Here is a 16,780-nt window from a genome sequence, read left to right as displayed (position 1 = left end):
CTTACTCATGAGTCAGAAGTATTGACGCTGTCCGGAAATCAACCGACTGTAATGGACATGCCGAATATCCGGGTGCGTCTGCTCGCTGTTCTGGTTGTCCTCTGCGGATTCCTGGCGACGCTGGTCCCACAGGCCGGTGCCGCCGCCTCTGTCCCCGACTCCCTGTCGTTCGACGGCACCGCCCTCACCGTCGCGAACGGCCGCTTCGTCGACGCCGCCGGCCGCGAGGTCGTGCTGCGCGGCTACAACGTCTCCGGCGAGACCAAGCTCGACGAGAACAAGGGCCTGCCCTTCGCCTCGGTCGCCGACGCCAAGAAGTCCGCCGCCGCGCTGCGCGCCCTCGGCGGCGGAAACTCCGTCCGCTTCCTCCTCTCCTGGGCCTACGCCGAACCCGTACGAGGCGGGCTCGACGCCGCGTACATCTCGGCGGCGACCGCCCAGATCGGCGCCTTCCTGGACGCCGGGATCCGGGTCTACCCCGACTTCCACCAGGACCTGTACTCCCGGTACCTCTTCAACTCCGGCAGCTGGTACAGCGGCGACGGCGCCCCCAAGTGGGCCGTGGACCTGGGGGGTTACCCGCAGGAGTCGTGCGGCATCTGCATCATGTGGGGCCAGAACATCACCCAGAACAACGCGGTGAAGGCGGGCCAGTACGACTTCTGGCACAACAACCACGGCATCCAGGACAGCTTCCTGACGACGGCTCAGAACGTCATGGCCCACCTCAAGCAGAACCTGACGTCGGACCAGTTCGCCGGGATCATCGGCTTCGACCCCTACAACGAGCCCTACGCGGGCACCTACGACTCCGGCCAGAAGAGCCGGAGCTGGGAGCAGAACCTGCTCTGGCCGTTCTACGTGAAGTTCCGCGCCCGCATGGACGCGGCGGGCTGGCAGGACAAGCCCGCGATGATCGAACCCAACCTCTTCTGGAACGGCAACGTCAGCAAGGAGGAGGGCGGCCTCCTCGACGCCGGCACCCTCGGCTCCCGCTACGTCTTCAACACCCACTTCTACGACCAGAAGGCCATCTCCGGCATCCTCATGTGGGGCAACGCCTCCGACGGCCAGTACGTCACCGACTTCGGCACCGTCCGCGACCGCGCCACGGCGACGGGCACGACGGCCATCGTCAGCGAGTTCGGCCACCCCCTGAACGGCGCCACCGCCGGCAAGGCCCCGACCGTCCTCAAGGCCATGTACCAGGCCCTCGACTCCCGCGTGAAGGGCGCCAACTGGTGGTCCACGCCCGCGAGTTCGGGACCCGTCCTGTCCGGCTCGCAGTGGCAGTGGGACATCTACAACGGACGCCACCACGAGTACATGAACGGCAACCCCGACAAGCTCCTCACCACCGGCGACGCCTGGAACGACGAGGACCTCTCCGCCGTACGCCTCGACGACTCCGGAACACCGGTGCTGCGCCAGGACGGACGGCTCCTCGACCGGGTCTACCCGAGCGCCACGGCCGGTACGACACTGGCGTTCACCTACGAGGACCGCTCACGTGACGGCTCGACCGTCCTGACCTGGAACCCGGTGCCGAGTTCGCTGCCGAACGTGTCCTCGCTCGTCGGTTCCGGGCAGTACAGCGTGCTCGTGTGGCGCTCCAACGGGGGCTCCGCGCCTACCGAGTTGCACCTTCCGGCGACGTTCCCGACGGCCACGACCACCGTCGTCTCCGACCTCGGGACGGTGTACGGTCCTGGCGCCTACTCGGCGTCCACGAAGATCGGCGCCGCTGCCGAGCCGGGTGGCACCGGGAGCCGGCGACTGCTGCTGAGCACCTCCGACTCGGGGACCCTGCACTACGCGCTGGTCACCAACGGGGCTTCCGCGCCGTCGAGTTCGGCGCTGGCGGCGGCTCGTACGGAACTGGCGGGCTGGGTCGCGCAGAAGTTCAGCTGATCGCGGGGAAAACGGGCGCTGCCCCTCGGGAACTCACCCGAGGGGCAGCGTTGTTGAGCGGCTGTTCTCCGAAGCGACCGGTCAGGACGGGCTCGTCCACGTGGCCGCGACATGCCCCAGCCGTACGCGCTGCGGGTGGTCGCCCACCGGCACCGACGTCACCTTCTGGCCGGTCGCGAAGTCGATCGCGGTGACCTGGTCCGCGCCGCTCTCCGAGATGACGCACGCCTTGCCGTCGCCGCTGACCGTCGCCCAGTAGGGCTTGGAGGCGGTGACCAGCGGGCCTTCCTGGAGCGTCGTGCGGTTCACGACGGTCGCGTAGTCGTCCATCGTCCCCGCGACGCACAGCTTGCTGCCGTCCGGGCTCATCGAAATCCCGTGATGGCGCGAGTCGTTGACGAACGTCGTGCGGTCGTCGCTGGTCGCCGGGTTCTTCGGGAGGGTCTTCGTGCGGGTGATGCGGTCGGTGGCGACGTCGTACTCGAAGAAGCCGTTGAAGAACGACACCTGGAAGTACAGCTTCGACTCGTCCGGCGAGAACACCGCCGGGCGGACCGCGTCCGAGTAGTCGGTCAGGCCTATCGCGTCCAGCTTCTGGCGCATGTCGATGACCTTGACCTGCTGGTACGTGGTCGCGTCGACGACCGTGATGCGCCGGTCGCCCTTCGTCCAGTCCAGCCAGGGCGCGTCGAGGTTCGTGTTCACGTCCCCGATCGCCATGTTGTAGATGTACTTGCCGTCCTTGGTGAAAATGTTCTCGTGGGGTTTGTCGCCGGTGGCGAACTTGCCCAGTTCACGGCCCGTGTTGATGTCCAGCACGTGCACGGTGTTCGAGATCGAGGCGGAGACCGCGACGCGGGTGCCGTCGGGGGAGACCGCCATGTGGTCGGAGCGGTAACCCGACACCGGGAAGCGCCAGTTGATGGCCCCGGTGGCCAGGTCAATGGACACGACGTCGGCGAAGCTCGGGCGGGAGACGACCACCGACGAACCGTCCGGCGTGGTGTACATGTCGTCCACGAACTGGTCGTGTCCCTCGCCGACGCCGTTGCGGATCGCCGTGAAGTAGATCCACTTGATCGGGTTGGCCTGGATCTCCGCCATCCGCTGGTCCTTGTCCGGGATGACGTTGATACGGCCGATCTTCGCGTAGTCGCCGGTCGACTTGATGACGTCGGCGGTGCCGTCCCAGTTGTTCCCGACGAACATCACCTCCCGCAGCGCCGCCGCGTCCGGGGCGGCGTGCGCGGAGGCGGCGGGTACGGCGAGAGTCAGGGTGAGAGCGGCGGCGAGCGTGTACAGGTGCCTGGATCTGACAGCAGGCATGGGGGGTGTTGCCTCCATCCGAGGGCGGTGACATGAGGTGACGCGGCTCGCCAGATCTGAAGACGTGCGGTTCCAGATCTGACTTACTGGAAAGTAAGGAGGGGGTGGCCTTCGCCACAAGACTCCGGACACGACAAAATTGGCCGCGGGAACGAACGAGGAGGGTCATTGACGGGCAGGCTCAAAGGGCCGACCGGTCGGTACGGTGGCAGAAGCGCGGAAGAACGGCAGGCGGAGCGGCGTCGGCGGTTCCTCGCGGCTGCGCTGGAGCTGTTCGGGGGGTCGCCCGGGTACCGGAGCACGACGGTCGCCGCGCTCAGTGAGGCTGCGGGCTTGTCCACTCGCCAGTTCTACGAGGAGTTCCGGGCGCTGGAGGATGTGCTGGCGGCGCTGCATCTTCAGGTGAACGACTGGGCCGAGGAGGCGGTGCTCGATACGTTCGCGGCGGTGGACGATCTGCCGCTGGTGGAGCGCGTGACCGAGATCTTCCGGGCGTACGCCCGCAACGTCACGACCGATCCCCGTCGGATTCGCATCACGTTCGTGGAGATCGTGGGGGTCAGTCCTCGGCTGGAGTCCCAGCGCTTGGCTCGGCGGGCGCGGTGGATCGACCTGATCGTGGCGGAGGCGTCTTCTGCGGCGCTTCGTGGGGAGGCGGTCGAGCGGGACTACCGGCTGGCGGCTACGGCGTTCATCGGGAGCGTGAACGGGTTGCTGCATGACTGGAGTGCGGGGTGGGTGGAGGCGGGGCTCGATGAGGTGGTGGATGAGCTGGTGAGGCAGTTGCTGGGGATCTTGCGGCCGGTGGGGGAGTGGCCGGTTCGGGGGTGGGAGGGAGGGGGGTAAAGGGGGGTGGTCGAGTGCGGGTCTCGTCGTGGCTGATCGCGCAGTTCCCCGCGCCCCTAAAAACGTCGATTTCGTCCGTTTTGACACTTCACCTGAATGCCCCCACCGCATCCACCACCCTCGCCACCCCGTCCTCCCCTCGCACCCGTTCCCCCAACTCCCTTGCTCGCTCCCCGAATTCCGGCTCACCCGTCACCCGCCGCAGCGCCTCCGCCAGCCGTTCCGTTGTCAGCCTGCGCAGCGGTACCGCCTCCGGCGCCACCCCCAGCGCGACCAACCGTCTCGCCCAGAACCCCTCGTCGAACTGGATGGGGACCGGCACCGACGGCACCCCCGCGCGGATACCGGCCGCCGTCGTTCCCGCTCCGCAGTGGTGGACCACCGCCGCCATCCGGGGAAACAGCAGCGCGTGCGGTACGTCCTCGATCGTCAGGATGTCGTCCGCCTCCGCCGCCAGGTCCGCCCAGCCGCGTTGGATCACGCCTCGGAGTCCGGCCATGCGGAGCGCGTGGACGATCCGCGTGCTCAGTGCCGCCGGGTCGGGGACCGTCGCGCTGCCCAGGCCGACGAAGACCGGTGGTGGACCGGCGTCCAGGAAGTCCCTCAGGCGGGCCGGGAGTCGGGTTGTCGTGTCGTACGGCCACCAGTAGCCCGTGACCTCCAGGCCGGGGCGCCAGTCCGTGGGGCGGGGGACGACCGAGGGGCTGAAGCCGTGCAGCATCGGGCGGTGGGGCCGGCGCAGGCGGCGCGGGGGGCGTCGTACGCCCAACTCCGCGCGGACGGAAGGGAGCGCCGGGGCGAAGACGTGGTCGACGGAGCGGTCGACGACGTGGCCCGCGAGGAGGTTGAGCAGCGAGCCGTAGGAGCCCGCGCCGAGCATCGGCGGCGCGAACTCCCGTGTCGCGGTGATGGGTTGGAGCGGGAGATCCAGCGCGGGGAGGTCCAGCGCCTCGGCGACGACATGGCCCAGCGGGGACAGCGACGCCGACAGCAGCAGCGCGTCGCTCTTGCGGGCCGCCGCGACGACGTCGTACGCCATCTCGCCGACCAGTGACCGGGCCAGCCCCACCACGCGGGCCAGCTTCCCGAGGCCGCTGCCGCTGCGGTGCAGGCCACGGCCGCGCGCGGACTCCAGCTCGGCGCGGGGGTCGACCGGCAGCGCGTGGAAGGCGACGCCGGACCCGGCGACGAGGGGTTCGAAGCGGGCGTGGGTGACCAGGGTGACCTCGTGTCCGGCGCCCGCCAGGGCATGACCGACCCCGGTGAAGGGGGCCACGTCACCCCGGGAACCCGCCGTCATGATCGCGACTCGCACGAGCGACAGTATGGCGGCGCGAACCCCGGTACGGGGTGAACGACCCTGGGAAAAGAGCCAGTTCACTCCTGTCCCAGCCGTTGACTTCGCTACTCGCCGGTTCTATTTTCGGCGCGCGGCACGTTCGGTTCGTCGATCTCCGTTCGAGATCCCGGACGGGCTGCCGCTTCCCCCCGACCTTTACGGAGCCGCATGTACCCCCCTCTCCTGCGCCGGTGCAGATCCGTCGCCGCCCTCGCCCTGTCCGCGGTGGCGGCTCTCCTGTTCGTCCAGCCGGTCCCCGCCCAGGCCGCGACCTCGCGCCAGGTCGCCGTACCGAGCGCGCCGATGGGCTGGGCCTCCTGGAACAGCTTCGCCGCGAAGATCGACTCCGGCGTCATCAAGCAGCAGACCGACGCGTTCGTGGCGGCCGGGCTGCCGGAGGCCGGGTACACGCACGTCAACATCGACGAGGGCTGGTGGCAGGGCACCCGGGACGCCGCCGGGAACATCACCGTCGACCAGTCCGAGTGGCCCGGCGGCATGGCCGCGATCGCCGACTACATCCACAGCAAGGGTCTCAAGGCCGGGATCTACACCGACGCCGGGAAGGACGGCTGCGGGTACTACTACCCGACCGGCCGCCCCGCCGCGCCCGGCTCCGGCAGCGAGGGCCACTACGACCAGGACATGCTCCAGTTCTCCAAGTGGGGCTTCGACTTCGTGAAGGTCGACTGGTGCGGCGGCGACGCGGAGGGCCTCGACCCGGCGACGACGTATCAGTCGATCAGCGACGCGATCACCCGCGCGACCGCGACGACCGGCCGCCCGATGACGCTGTCGCTGTGCAACTGGGGCCGCCAGAACCCCTGGAACTGGGCGCCCGGGCAGGGCGCGATGTGGCGCACCAACGACGACATCATCCTCTACGGCAACAAGCCGTCCATGACGAACCTGCTCACCAACTTCGACCGGAACCTGCACCCCACCGCGCAGCACACCGGCTACTACAACGACCCCGACATGCTGATGACCGGCATGGACGGCTTCACCGCGGCCCAGAACCGCACGCACATGAACCTCTGGGCGATCTCCGGCGCGCCCCTCCTCGCGGGCAACAACCTCGCGACGATGACGTCCGAGACGGCCGCGATCCTGAAGAACCCCGAGGTCATCGCCGTCGACCAGGACCCGCGCGGCCTCCAGGGCGTCAAGGTCTCCGAGGACACGACCGGCCTCCAGGCGTACGGCAAGGTCCTCGCCGGCACCGGCAACCGCGCCACCGTCCTCCTCAACCGCACGTCCGCCGCCGCGAACATCACCGTCCGCTGGTCCGACCTGGGCCTCACGGACGCGTCGGCGACGGTGCGTGATCTGTGGACGCGCTCCGACATCGGGAGTCACAGCGGCAGTTACACCGCGAACGTCCCGGCGGGCGGCTCCGTCATGCTCACCGTCACCGGCGGCACCGAGGCCGCGTCCAGCGTCTACACCGGTACGTCGTCCTTCTCCGGCGTCGCCGCCGGGTCCGGGGGCGTGAAGGTCGTCGACGTCGCGTACGTCAACAACACGTCGTCCGCCCGCACGGCGACGCTCAGCGTCAACGGCCAGCACACGACGGCGGTTTCCTTCCCGCCGACGGGAGCGTCCCAGGGCACGATCAGCCTCCAGGTGTCCCTGGCGAAGGGCTCCACCAACACCCTGACCTTCACCGGCGCACCGACACTGGCCGACATCACGGTCCGCCCCCTGCCGGGAACGAACGGCACGGAGATCATCGGCACCCAGTCCGCCCGCTGCCTCGACATCAACGACAACACGATCACCAACGGCACCCAAGCCCAACTCTGGGACTGCAACGCCGGCCAGAACCAGACCTGGACGTACACCTCCCGCAAGGAACTCGTCCTGTACGGCACCAAGTGCCTGGACGCATACAACCTCGGCACCACCAACGGCACGAAGACCGTCATCTGGGACTGCAACGGCCAGAACAACCAGAAATGGAACATGAACGCGGACGGCACGATCACGAACGTCAACGCGGGCCTGTGCCTCGACGCGAACGCAGCGGGCACGGCCAACGGCACACAGCTGGTCCTGTGGACCTGCAACGGGCAGTCGAACCAGAAGTGGACGCGTAACTAGGTGAGTCGGGGGACGCCTCTGCCGCTGAACAGAAGGCGCCCCCACTCCACCGGGGACGGGAGTGATCAACGAGGCATGATCCAGGGCGGATGCGACGGGCGCGGGGCATGCCTTCGACCTGAGGGAACCCGGCACTGGGCACGCCGGTTCGGCAACGTACCTGAAGGGGCGCGGGCCTGTATCGACGTGCGGCTCCGCCGCGTGGGCGCGATCAGCCACAACGCAGCCGCACTCGCGCCGCACCCGCCGTCCGGCAACCGGAGTGTCGAGGCTCAGCCGGTGGGTTCCTCGTCCCATGCCTGGATCATCGTCTGGCGGACGATCTTGCCGTCCCGGAGGGACACCGCCGACTCCGCGAGGACGCGGGTGCCGTCGGCGTAGCGGCAGGATTCCGTGTAGGCGAGTTCGTCGCCCTGGACGACGCAGTGTTCGAGTTTGTGGGTCATGTCGCGGCTGTAGACGTCGTTGAGCATCGCGGCGATCTCGGTGCGGCCGTGCAGGACGAGGGGGTGGCTGGGTTGCGTGTTGTGGTCGATCACGTGGATCTCCGCGTCGTCCGCGTACAGCGACAGCAGCGTCTCGGAGCCGGTCGACTCCTCGATGCCCCGGCGCAGGGTGTCGGTGTCGAAGGTGGTGCCCATGGTGCTGACCTCCTGGGAGGGCCACGGGCCGAGACGGGGACGGGCCGTAGGGCCCCCACTCTTACGAGCGTCCTCCGGACCGCGGCTCCCGGCAACCGCTCAGCCTGTCGGGTGAGCGCCGGTCACCACCCGTTACCGGCCGGGTGCCCGGCGCGTTGGGAAGGGCATGATCTCGACTCGACGCATGCTTGCCGCCGCCGCTCTCGCCGCCGGTGTCGCCGGCTTCGCCGCCCCGATGGCGAACGCCGCGGACGTTGTTCCGGACGACGGCAAGCTCAACCCGATCGCCACGCTCGACGACCTCGCCATGAGTGACATCCCCGCCGAACACCGGGACGAGATGCCGCGCGTGTCCAGCCAGGTCAGCGAGGTGAAGAAGCTGGGCGGCATCCCGAACGAGCTGGGCCAGCTGCACCAGCTCACCGACCTCGCCGCCCCGGTGACGGGTCTGCTCCCGGCCATCGAGGGCTGAGCGGCCACAGGACGAGGGCCGCCCGGAGGTCTCTCCGGGCGGCCCTCGCGCCATGCCCGACGCGGAAGGCCCGGCGCAGAGAGTTCAGCGCAGGGAGTTCAGCGCAGAGAGTCCAGCGCAGAGAGTTTCAGCGCAGGAAGTGGAACCCCGGCCGCGGATGCATCAGGAACTCGTGGTGGGAGATGTTCCACGCGTACGCCCCGGCCATCGAGAACGCCACCCGATCCCCGGCCCGCACCCCACCCGCCGGAACACCCCGCGCCAGCAGATCCTTCGGCGTACACAACTGCCCGGCCAGCGTGACCAGTTCACCGGAAGCAGCAGCACGAGGCCACGGATGCGCCCACTCCTCCACCGGCAACACCACGCACGGCTGATCATGCCCCTTCGTCGCAGGCGTCCGCAGATGATGGGTCCCCCCACGCACGACCGCGAACTCCTCCCCGTGGCTGCGCTTCACGTCCAGCACCTCGGTGACGTACCACCCGCAGTACGCGGTGAGCGCCCGCCCCGGCTCGATCCGCAACGTCAACTCCGGGTGAGCGTCGGCGATTTCGCCCAGCCCCTTCCCGTACGCCACCCAGTCGAACCGACTCCCGGGATCCCCGTAGTCGACGGCCATCCCCCCACCCACGTTGACCTCGGCCAGCGGAACCCCGATCCCGGTGGCCCACTCCACGACGGCCCCGGCGACGGCGACCTGAGCCTCGGCGTCGAGCCCACTGGCCAAGTGCGCGTGCACGCCGACGAGTTCGAGATTCCCGTACGCCCCTGAGGCGAGCCCCCGCGCGACACCCGATGCCTGCGAGGGGTCCATGCCGAACGGCGTGGGCCGCCCGCCCATCGCGAGCTGACTCCCCGCCAACGCCCCGTCCGGCACAGCCAGGTTGACCCGAGGCAGCACCGAAACCCGCCGCCCGCCCGCCAACGCGGCCAGCATCGCCAGCTCGTACTCACTCTCGACATGGAACCGCTCGACCCCGGCGTCCAACGCGGCCCGCACCTCGTCCGGCGTCTTCCCGGGCCCGCCGAACGCCAACGGCCGACCGGGCACCGCCCGCGCCACATGGGCGAGTTCACCCCCGGACGACACCTCGTACCCGTCGACGTACGCCCCCAGCGCGGCCAGGATCTCCGCCTCGGGATTGGCCTTGGCGGCGTAGTACACCTCGACCCGAGAGGGCAACGCATCCCGGACGGCGGCGGCATGCTCGCGCAACGCGGCCAAGTCGTACACGTACGAAGGGAGTTCACCGGCAGAAAGGCCCAGCGCGTACTCATGCACCCGGTTCACCGGCCCACACTCCCCGCGAGGATCGACTCCGCCAGGGGCGAGGCCAACCGCACGTACCCCGCCTCCCGGTCGGCCTTCCGCTCCCACCGCGTGAGGAGATTCGCCTTCGCGGGCAACGGCACCCCGGCAAGGAGCGCGGCGAGCCCCGGCGGACAGCCGTGCCGCGCGGCGTACCCCTCGATCGCGCCCCGCACCCGCGCCCACAACTCGCCCTCCAGGGACGGATGGAGATCGGCGAGGGCGGCGAGCAGCTCGGCGACGTGGTTGACGAACAGGCAGTACACGACCCGGTCCCAGCCGCGCAGCGCGTCGTACGTCATGGGCTCCGCGACGTCCGACGGGAGCGCGGCGAGGGTGTCGGAGTGGTGCTCGGGGAGCAGCTTCGTGCCCTCCAGATCGCGGAAGAGGACCTGCGCGGGCATCCCGGTCGCGTCGACGCAGACGAGGACGTTCTGGAGGTGGGGCTCCAGGACGAGCCCGTGGTCGAAGTACGCGGCGAGGACGGGCGGGAGCAGCAGCTCCAGGTACGCCGACCACCAGGCGAGGGCCGTGGCGGGCGCCCCGTCGGGCAGGAGCCGCGAGATCTGCGCGCCGCTCGTGGGGAACTCGTCGGCGACGGCCGCCGCGAGGAGCGCGGTGGTCCCGGGAGCCAGCCGCCGGGGCAGCCCCTCGCGGACGATCACCCCGAAGCCCTCAAGGAGATCGCGGTCGGGCGTCCCGTCGGGACCGGGCAACGCGAGGGAACGGTAGGCGGGTTCACGCAGCACGGCGGCCCCCGGGAACCGCTCCGAGAGGTCGGCGAGCGCGGGCGCGAGCATCCGGGTCAGCTCGACGGCCCCGGTCAGCTCGTAACTGCTGTTCTTGCGCAGGCAGTTGGTGATCCGCACGTTCAGGCTGAACTTGAGGAACGTCTCCCCGTCGTACAGGGTCCGCACGGACGCCGTCGCCGCGAACTCCCGGCCCCCGGTACCGAGGTCGACCACGTCACCGCGCTCCGACGCGGCCAGCAGCAGGGGGTGTTCCCGCAGATACTCGTACTGCCAAGGGTGCACCGGCAGCAGCCGGTACCCCTCGGGCACCTCCCGCAGCCCGTCCAACGCCTCGTCGGCCCACGCCTGCGCGCTGTCCCCGGCGATCGACTCCGGCCGCACGGCGAGGTAGCGGAGCGGGAACACGGCACCGGCCTCCGGCGCGAACGCGGCCCAGTCACGAGCGTCCCCGGTCCGCGCCTTGGGAGTGGGATGGAACCGGTGCCCGAAGAACAGCGACTGCTCGGAGGCGAGGTAGGGATCGTCGATCCCCTTGCCGCGTACGCCTGTCAGTGCCGACTCGATCGCGTCGTGACTGGACACGACCTGCGCGAGAAACTCCTCGTTCCGCACGCCGGTCCTGAGCGACAGCTCGTCGTGGGCGAGTCGAGCGAGCCGCCGCCAGCCGATCTCCGCCCAGCCGTCGCCCCGCTGCTCGGTGACGGGCCCGGCGAACCGGTGGGCGCCGAGAAGGGAGGTCCGGCGCAGGGCGACGCGCAGGAGAACGCCCCGGCGAGGCAGGCGCAGCAGCAGGTGACCGTCGTCGACGACGCTCTGGTGCTCGGGTCCGGACACCTCGCGCAGCAGGCAGTTGAGGAGGGTGTGGGCCACGGCCCGGTCGGCTGTGGGGAGTTCGACGGGGGTGGAGGCTGTGAGGGAGTGCATCAACGGCTCCAGCGAGTACGTGGTGCGAGGAAGAGGACCGCGAGCGCGGCGGTGGCCGCGGCGGCCCCACCGGTGAGGACGGGGGCCGCCGGACCGTACCGGGCACTGCCCACGGCGGCGGCGACACCGGCGGCGACCGCGCCGGCCTTGGAGAAGAACTCCAGCGACCCGAACATTCCGCCGGGCGCCCGGCCGTGGGCGCAGTCGGCGGCGAGGACGGAGAGACAGACGAGTCCGAGGGTGAGTCCCGCGCCGAGCACGAGCCGCACCAGGACCAACGTGGTCAGCGACCCCGCCACCCCGTGCCCGGCCAGCCCCAGCGCGATCAGCACGAACCCCAGCGCGAGCCCGCCGAGCGGCCGGTCCCGGAACGCCGAGTGCACCGGCAACGCCGCGACCAGATAACAGAGATGGGGCAGCGCGAACAGCACACCGGACAGCGCCGACGACGTCCCCGGCACCCGCTCGTCGACCAGGGAGATCAGATAGGGGAAGGAGATGACGGTGGAGAACACGAACGCGCACTCCAGCGTGTACAGCACCCGCAGGGACACGACCGGCGTGTGCTCGACCGCCGACTCGGCCCGGCGCACGGCCTGCCGACCCGGCTCGGGCTCCGGCAGCAGCGCAAGGAGCACGGCGGCCGTCAGCGGCAGCACGGCCAGCAGCGCGTACTGCCGGTGCGGCGACAGCCACCCCGACAGCGAACCGACCACGATCGGCGCCACGACCAGCGCCGCCCGCGCACTGCCCTGCATCAGCGTGAGCGCCCGCGACAGCGCGGGCCCCTCAAGCGCCGCGCCCAGATAGCCGTTGGACGCGGCGAACGTCCCGCCCAGGATGCCCTGGAGGACGAGCGCCAGCGTGAACGTGAGCAGCGAGTCCGCCCACCCCGCGAGCAGGAACGACAGCGTGAGCCCCAACTGGGCGCGCAGCAACAGCCGTTTACGCCCGAACCGGTCGGCGAGCCGCCCCCACAAGGGCGCCCCCAGCGCACCGAACACCGTCGGCACGACATACAGCACCCCGGCCCAGCGGGCCTTCTCGTCCCCCAACTCCGGGAGGATCTCGGTGAGATACGGCGGCAGCCCCAGCGCGGCGAACGACGCGACGAAGTAGCACCCCGCCACCGCGTACACCTGCGCCCGCCCGAACCCGGCGCTCATGAGCCGTTCCCCAAGAGGTAGTTGGGCCCGTCGGTGTAGTGCTTGTTCACGTCGGCCGCCCCGGACCGCTCCTTGGTGAGCAGCGTCCCGGCGGACACCATCGCCTTCACCGGCAGCCGGGGAGCCTCCAGGACCCGCTTGCGCAGCACGGCCCCCGCGTCCCCGCCCAGCCGCTCGACGGCCTCGGTGAGCCGCTCGCGGACCAGGTCGAGCAGATCGGGGTCGTCGAGCCCGAACGCGTAGGCACCCGCGCAGAGATGGAGGGTGATGGTCGTGAAGACGTCGGCGATCGGTCCGTCGTCCGTGGTGAAGGTACGAGGGTCGTCGAAGGCCGGAACCTCGAAGAACCGCCCGGTGTTGATGCGCGGCCCGTCGTTGTCCTTGAACAGCAGCTTCATCCGCCCCGGTTCGAGCACCACCGACACGTTCTGCTGGTGCGACTCCAGGGCGACGCCGTACCCGAAGAGGGTGGTGTGCCAGTCGAACAGCAAGGCCGACAGCGCGTCGAAGAAGGCGAGCCGGTCACCCCCGAAGTACCGCTCCGCGAGATGGTCGACCACCAGCCGCCCGCCCGGCGCCTCCGCCAGCAGCGCGGCGAGCGGTACGGCCGTCTCGCTCGGCTGCCGACGGCACAGCACCGCCAGCAACTCGTGCCCGGCGTGCGCGTACGTCGTCTCGTCGGCGTGCAACACGCTGTCCCGGAACCGGGGTTCACGCTCCAGTACCGACTCCACGAGCCGCTGCCCCGCGGCGCCGTCCACCAGCGTGCCCGGCTTGATCGAGCGCTTGTTGCGCAGGCCCAACGTCGAGGTGGCCAGCGGGAGTTTGAGGTGGAGGGAGGGATCGTCGAGAACGGCGACGGTACGCATGGAGAGGGTGGGGACGACGTCCAGGTACGGGATGTCGGAGAGGACCGCGCCGGTTTCCGGCGGGATGGCGTCCACGGTCAACGGGTGGACCGGAAACGCGATATGAGTGTCCGTCAATTCCGGTAGCCCCAGTGCGGCGAGCGTCGGCCAGACCCCGGGGAGCGTGCCGCTGAGGGTGACCGTCCCGCGAGGGACCGCGACCCACCTCAGGGTGAAGCGGGGGTGGAACTCGGGGGCGTACAGCCGGAGTTGCTCGGGGGAGAGGCCCGCGCGTCCCCGCGCCGTCGGGTACACCGGGTGGTCGAGGCGGGCGGCGAGCGTGTCGAGGGCGAGCGTGGGCCAGTCGGCGGGATCGGCGCCGTACCGCTCGGCGAGCGAGGCCAGCACCGGGGCCCGTGTCTCCTCGTGCAGCCGGACCGTCTCCGCCGTCTGCCGGTACTCCTCCGCGAACGCGTCGAACCCGGCCCGGTCCTCGGGTTCGGCGAGGTCGCGCAGGGCGGCGAGGACGGTGTCGTAGGAGGTCAGGTGGGCGCCGTCCCGCACGAGCAGGGGGAGCCGGGCGGCGTGGTCGCTCTGGAAGCCGTCGGTCTCGACAGGCAGGAGGAGACCGGCGCGGCGGATCCAGAGACCGTCGGGGTGCTCCTCCGGGGTGCCGAGGGTACGCAGCCCCACGACGTCCTCACGGAGCAGCGCGGACAGGACCCGCAGCATCAACTCCGGGCTCGCGGTCGCTTCTTGTGCCGAGGCGGCACTCGCGGTGGGTTTCCGTGCCGACCGCGCGCCCGCAGCCGGTTTCCGTGTCGGTCCCGCGCTCGCGGCGGGCTTCCGCGTCAGCCCCGTTCCCGCCGCAGGCCCTCGCTCCAACTCCGCGCTCACGCCTCGATCTCCCAGCGCCGTGCGGCCAGGAACTCCGCCGAGACACGGTCCAGAGTCGCCTGGTCGGTGCCGGTGGCCCGCAGAACTCCCAGGTAGTCACGGTTGGTTCGATAGAGGGGGTGCGTCGTACCCACCGGCCGCAGCGGGCGGTACGTCAAGTGCACGCCGTCCACGTCGAGTTCGGCGGCCCCGGGAGCCGAGACGAGCGTTCCTTCCCGATCGGCGCAGGGGTAGTCGAGCCGTGCGGCACCGTCACGCCGGACGCCGAGGTCATCGGGCAGACGAGCCCCCAAGTGCACCTGGAGGACGTGCTCGAAGAGAGGCACGCCCAACAACCGGGCCAGCAACAGATCACACTGATCGCCGATGGCCCGGTAATTGACCTCGATGATCCGGGCACGCCCCTCCTGCACGACGAACTCGGTGTGACAGATCCCGAACCCGACGCCCAGGGCGTCCAGTTGAGCAAGCACCTGCTCCACGACCGGCTCGGGATGGGCCGGAACGAACGTCATCCGCTCCTCGATGAAGAAGGGCGGCGGCGACACCTCCGTGTGGAACCCGCCCAGCACATGCAGGACGTGCCCGTCCCCGAGCGTCTCCAGCGTGTACAGCGCGCCGGGAAGGTACTCCTCGACGACGAGCGCACTCCCGGGCCGCCGGGCGAAGATCTCCTCGGACCGAGCCACCAGCTCTTCCGGCCCACCGACCAGAACGACATCTTCACTGGCGACCCCTTCACGCGGCTTGACCACACAGGGATAAGGGGCGTCCAGAGCGACAGGCGAGGAGATCTCGGCGGACCAGACGACATCAAGCCCGCTGCCCGCCAACTGCCGCCGCATCTCGGCTTTGTCCTTGCACCGCAGCGCGGCCCGCCAGTCCTTCCCCGGAAGCCCGAAATAGGAGGCGGCGAGGGCGGCTTGGGTCTGGAGGTGATCGCTGTTGGTGAAGATCCCGTCGGGCCGGTGATGCCGGGAGATCCGGGAGACGACGTCCCGGAAGTCCCGGACATCACAGGCCAGCACATCCAGCCCGGCGTAAGAGTCGGGTCGGTCGGTCAGAACGGTCACCTCGATCCCGAGCCGGGCGGCGGCGGGAAGGAATCCGTCAGTGACGGAATCGGTGGGGTTGAGAGCGAGGAGATACAGGCGCATGGCTGGGGGGCTTCCGCTGGAAGTGGGGGTGCGGTGGGGTGGTTACTGCGCGGCGGGCAGGGTGACCCCCGTGGCCTTCGCCACGTCCTTCAGCATCTGCTCAGCGGCCTGTACGCCGATCCCGGACATCCACGTCTCGTCCGGGACGTTGAACACCTTGCCTGCCTTGACGGCCGGCAGAACCTTCCACACGGGGTTGGAAGTGACCTGCTTCTCCTGGGTCTTGTCCGGAGTGTCGGCGGTGGTCACAAAAATCAGATCCGCGTCGGCCTGGTCGATCTGCTCGGGGCTGACGTCCTTCATCGTCACCGTGGGGTCGGTGGACGTCTGGGAAGCGGGCCGCCTGAAACCGATGTCGTTGAGCACGATCCCGCTGTAGGAGTTGGACTGGTAGAGCCGAGTAGGCCCGGCGATGAACCGCACGACAGAAGCAACGGGCATCTTCCCCCCGTCCTTCTTCTTGATCTCGGCACCCAGCGCAGCGGCTTGCGTCTCGTACTTCTTCAGCGCGGCGGCGGCCTCGGACTCCAGCCCCAACGCCTGCGCGTGAACGGAGAGATTCTGCTTCCACACCCCACCGGTCGTCTCCGTGAAGACGGTCGGCGCGATGGCGCTCAACTTGTCGTAGATCTTCTCGTGCCGAACCTTGGACGACAGGATGAGGTCGGGCTTCAGCGAGGCGATCTTCTCCAGGTTGGGCTCAAGCAGCGGCCCGACATCCTGGGTCCCGCCCAACTCGCCCTTGAGGTACGTCGGGAACCCGCCCTCGGTCTTGAAGTGGGGAGGCACGGCCCCGACGGGATCGATGCCGAGGAGGGTCACGTCGTCCAGCTCACCCGTGTCGAGCACGACGACTCTCTTGGGCTTGGACGGGATCTTGACGTCACCCATGGCGGTCTTGACCGTCCGGGGGAACCCGGCGGAGTCGCCGGCGGCCGAGGCGTCGGCCTTGGGGGAATCGTTTCCGCTGTCACTGCTGCCGCAGCCGGTCAGCACGACCGCACCGAGGGCGACAGCGACCGGAACGGCCTTGAGACGGCCGATTCCGCGCAGGGAGGAACGCATGGTGAACATGGGGGGTGAACT

At 69.8% G+C, this 16,780-nt stretch carries 13 protein-coding genes; 4 read left to right on the top strand and 9 right to left on the bottom strand.

Going from position 1 to position 16,780, the window contains the following annotated elements:
• Positions 1 to 51 precede the first annotated feature (51 nt).
• The gene (locus ACQCO7_RS03655) at positions 52 to 1,911 is read left to right on the top strand and encodes a glycoside hydrolase family 5 protein (RefSeq protein WP_464070420.1); all 1,860 of its coding nucleotides are present in this window, start codon (positions 52 to 54) and stop codon (positions 1,909 to 1,911) included.
• A gap of 81 nt (positions 1,912 to 1,992) precedes the next feature.
• Here ACQCO7_RS03655 and ACQCO7_RS03650 read toward each other — a convergent pair whose 3' ends face one another.
• On the bottom strand, positions 1,993 to 3,237 hold the full coding sequence (locus ACQCO7_RS03650; RefSeq protein WP_464070419.1) for a YncE family protein: 1,245 nt from the start codon (positions 3,235 to 3,237) through the stop codon (positions 1,993 to 1,995).
• Positions 3,238 to 3,405: 168 nt separating this feature from the next.
• Between ACQCO7_RS03650 and ACQCO7_RS03645 the strand changes: the two genes are divergently transcribed.
• On the top strand, positions 3,406 to 4,083 hold the full coding sequence (locus ACQCO7_RS03645) for a TetR/AcrR family transcriptional regulator (protein ID WP_464070418.1): 678 nt from the start codon (positions 3,406 to 3,408) through the stop codon (positions 4,081 to 4,083).
• A gap of 88 nt (positions 4,084 to 4,171) precedes the next feature.
• On the opposite strand, the gene ACQCO7_RS03640 is transcribed toward ACQCO7_RS03645, so the two are convergent.
• Positions 4,172 to 5,383, bottom strand: a complete 1,212-nt coding sequence (locus tag ACQCO7_RS03640; protein WP_464077138.1) for a glycosyltransferase — start codon at positions 5,381 to 5,383, stop codon at positions 4,172 to 4,174.
• A gap of 207 nt (positions 5,384 to 5,590) precedes the next feature.
• Here ACQCO7_RS03640 and ACQCO7_RS03635 point away from each other — a divergent pair, with 207 nt between their 5' ends.
• Positions 5,591 to 7,525 (top strand): ricin-type beta-trefoil lectin domain protein, encoded by a 1,935-nt coding sequence (locus ACQCO7_RS03635; RefSeq protein ID WP_464070417.1) that lies wholly within the window; start codon positions 5,591 to 5,593, stop codon positions 7,523 to 7,525.
• A 272-nt stretch (positions 7,526 to 7,797) separates the two neighbouring features.
• On the opposite strand, the gene ACQCO7_RS03630 is transcribed toward ACQCO7_RS03635, so the two are convergent.
• On the bottom strand, positions 7,798 to 8,166 hold the full coding sequence (locus tag ACQCO7_RS03630) for a nuclear transport factor 2 family protein (protein WP_464070416.1): 369 nt from the start codon (positions 8,164 to 8,166) through the stop codon (positions 7,798 to 7,800).
• Between the two features lie 166 nt (positions 8,167 to 8,332).
• On the opposite strand from ACQCO7_RS03630, the gene ACQCO7_RS03625 reads away from it, so the two are divergent.
• Positions 8,333 to 8,638 carry a hypothetical protein gene (locus ACQCO7_RS03625; protein ID WP_464070415.1) on the top strand — a complete coding sequence of 102 codons (306 nt, stop codon included), beginning with the start codon at positions 8,333 to 8,335 and terminating at the stop codon, positions 8,636 to 8,638.
• Between the two features lie 127 nt (positions 8,639 to 8,765).
• Here the strand turns inward: ACQCO7_RS03625 and ACQCO7_RS03620 are convergent, their stop codons facing one another.
• The 6 genes from ACQCO7_RS03620 to ACQCO7_RS03595 all read right to left on the bottom strand — a co-directional run bounded on the left by ACQCO7_RS03620 (position 8,766) and on the right by ACQCO7_RS03595 (position 16,768).
• Positions 8,766 to 9,923 (bottom strand): type III PLP-dependent enzyme, encoded by a 1,158-nt coding sequence (locus ACQCO7_RS03620; RefSeq protein WP_464077137.1) that lies wholly within the window; start codon positions 9,921 to 9,923, stop codon positions 8,766 to 8,768.
• A gap of 5 nt (positions 9,924 to 9,928) precedes the next feature.
• Entirely contained in the window at positions 9,929 to 11,626 is a 1,698-nt protein-coding gene (locus tag ACQCO7_RS03615; RefSeq protein ID WP_464070414.1) for an IucA/IucC family protein, read from the bottom strand.
• A complete protein-coding gene (locus ACQCO7_RS03610) occupies positions 11,626 to 12,792 on the bottom strand; it encodes an MFS transporter (protein ID WP_464070413.1) in 1,167 nt (388 codons plus the stop codon). Before ACQCO7_RS03610 ends, ACQCO7_RS03615 begins: the two co-directional genes overlap by 1 nt.
• Positions 12,789 to 14,372 carry an IucA/IucC family protein gene (locus tag ACQCO7_RS03605; RefSeq protein WP_464077136.1) on the bottom strand — a complete coding sequence of 528 codons (1,584 nt, stop codon included), beginning with the start codon at positions 14,370 to 14,372 and terminating at the stop codon, positions 12,789 to 12,791. Before ACQCO7_RS03605 ends, ACQCO7_RS03610 begins: the two co-directional genes overlap by 4 nt.
• A 161-nt stretch (positions 14,373 to 14,533) precedes the next feature.
• On the bottom strand, positions 14,534 to 15,694 hold the full coding sequence (locus tag ACQCO7_RS03600; RefSeq protein ID WP_464070412.1) for an ATP-grasp domain-containing protein: 1,161 nt from the start codon (positions 15,692 to 15,694) through the stop codon (positions 14,534 to 14,536).
• Positions 15,695 to 15,736: 42 nt separating this feature from the next.
• Entirely contained in the window at positions 15,737 to 16,768 is a 1,032-nt protein-coding gene (locus ACQCO7_RS03595) for an ABC transporter substrate-binding protein (RefSeq protein ID WP_464070411.1), read from the bottom strand.
• Positions 16,769 to 16,780 lie beyond the last annotated feature (12 nt).

It is taken from the genome of Streptomyces saintjeani (assembly GCF_055409605.1).
The sequence above is the reverse complement of the archived record's forward strand: the minus strand, read 5'-3'. Positions and strand labels throughout refer to the sequence as shown.

Excerpts from the sequence above, each read along its gene's own strand:
- ACQCO7_RS03655 (WP_464070420.1), top strand. The coding sequence starts at position 52 with ATGGACATGCCGAATATCCGGGTGCGTCTGCTCGCTGTTCTGGTTGTC.
- ACQCO7_RS03650 (WP_464070419.1), bottom strand. The coding sequence starts at position 3,237 with ATGCCTGCTGTCAGATCCAGGCACCTGTACACGCTCGCCGCCGCTCTC.
- ACQCO7_RS03640 (WP_464077138.1), bottom strand. The coding sequence starts at position 5,383 with ATGACGGCGGGTTCCCGGGGTGACGTGGCCCCCTTCACCGGGGTCGGT.
- ACQCO7_RS03635 (WP_464070417.1), top strand. The coding sequence starts at position 5,591 with ATGTACCCCCCTCTCCTGCGCCGGTGCAGATCCGTCGCCGCCCTCGCC.
- ACQCO7_RS03630 (WP_464070416.1), bottom strand. The coding sequence starts at position 8,166 with ATGGGCACCACCTTCGACACCGACACCCTGCGCCGGGGCATCGAGGAG.
- ACQCO7_RS03625 (WP_464070415.1), top strand. The coding sequence starts at position 8,333 with ATGATCTCGACTCGACGCATGCTTGCCGCCGCCGCTCTCGCCGCCGGT.
- ACQCO7_RS03615 (WP_464070414.1), bottom strand. The coding sequence starts at position 11,626 with ATGCACTCCCTCACAGCCTCCACCCCCGTCGAACTCCCCACAGCCGAC.
- ACQCO7_RS03610 (WP_464070413.1), bottom strand. The coding sequence starts at position 12,792 with ATGAGCGCCGGGTTCGGGCGGGCGCAGGTGTACGCGGTGGCGGGGTGC.
- ACQCO7_RS03605 (WP_464077136.1), bottom strand. The coding sequence starts at position 14,372 with ATGCTGCGGGTCCTGTCCGCGCTGCTCCGTGAGGACGTCGTGGGGCTG.
- ACQCO7_RS03600 (WP_464070412.1), bottom strand. The coding sequence starts at position 15,694 with ATGCGCCTGTATCTCCTCGCTCTCAACCCCACCGATTCCGTCACTGAC.
- ACQCO7_RS03595 (WP_464070411.1), bottom strand. The coding sequence starts at position 16,768 with ATGTTCACCATGCGTTCCTCCCTGCGCGGAATCGGCCGTCTCAAGGCC.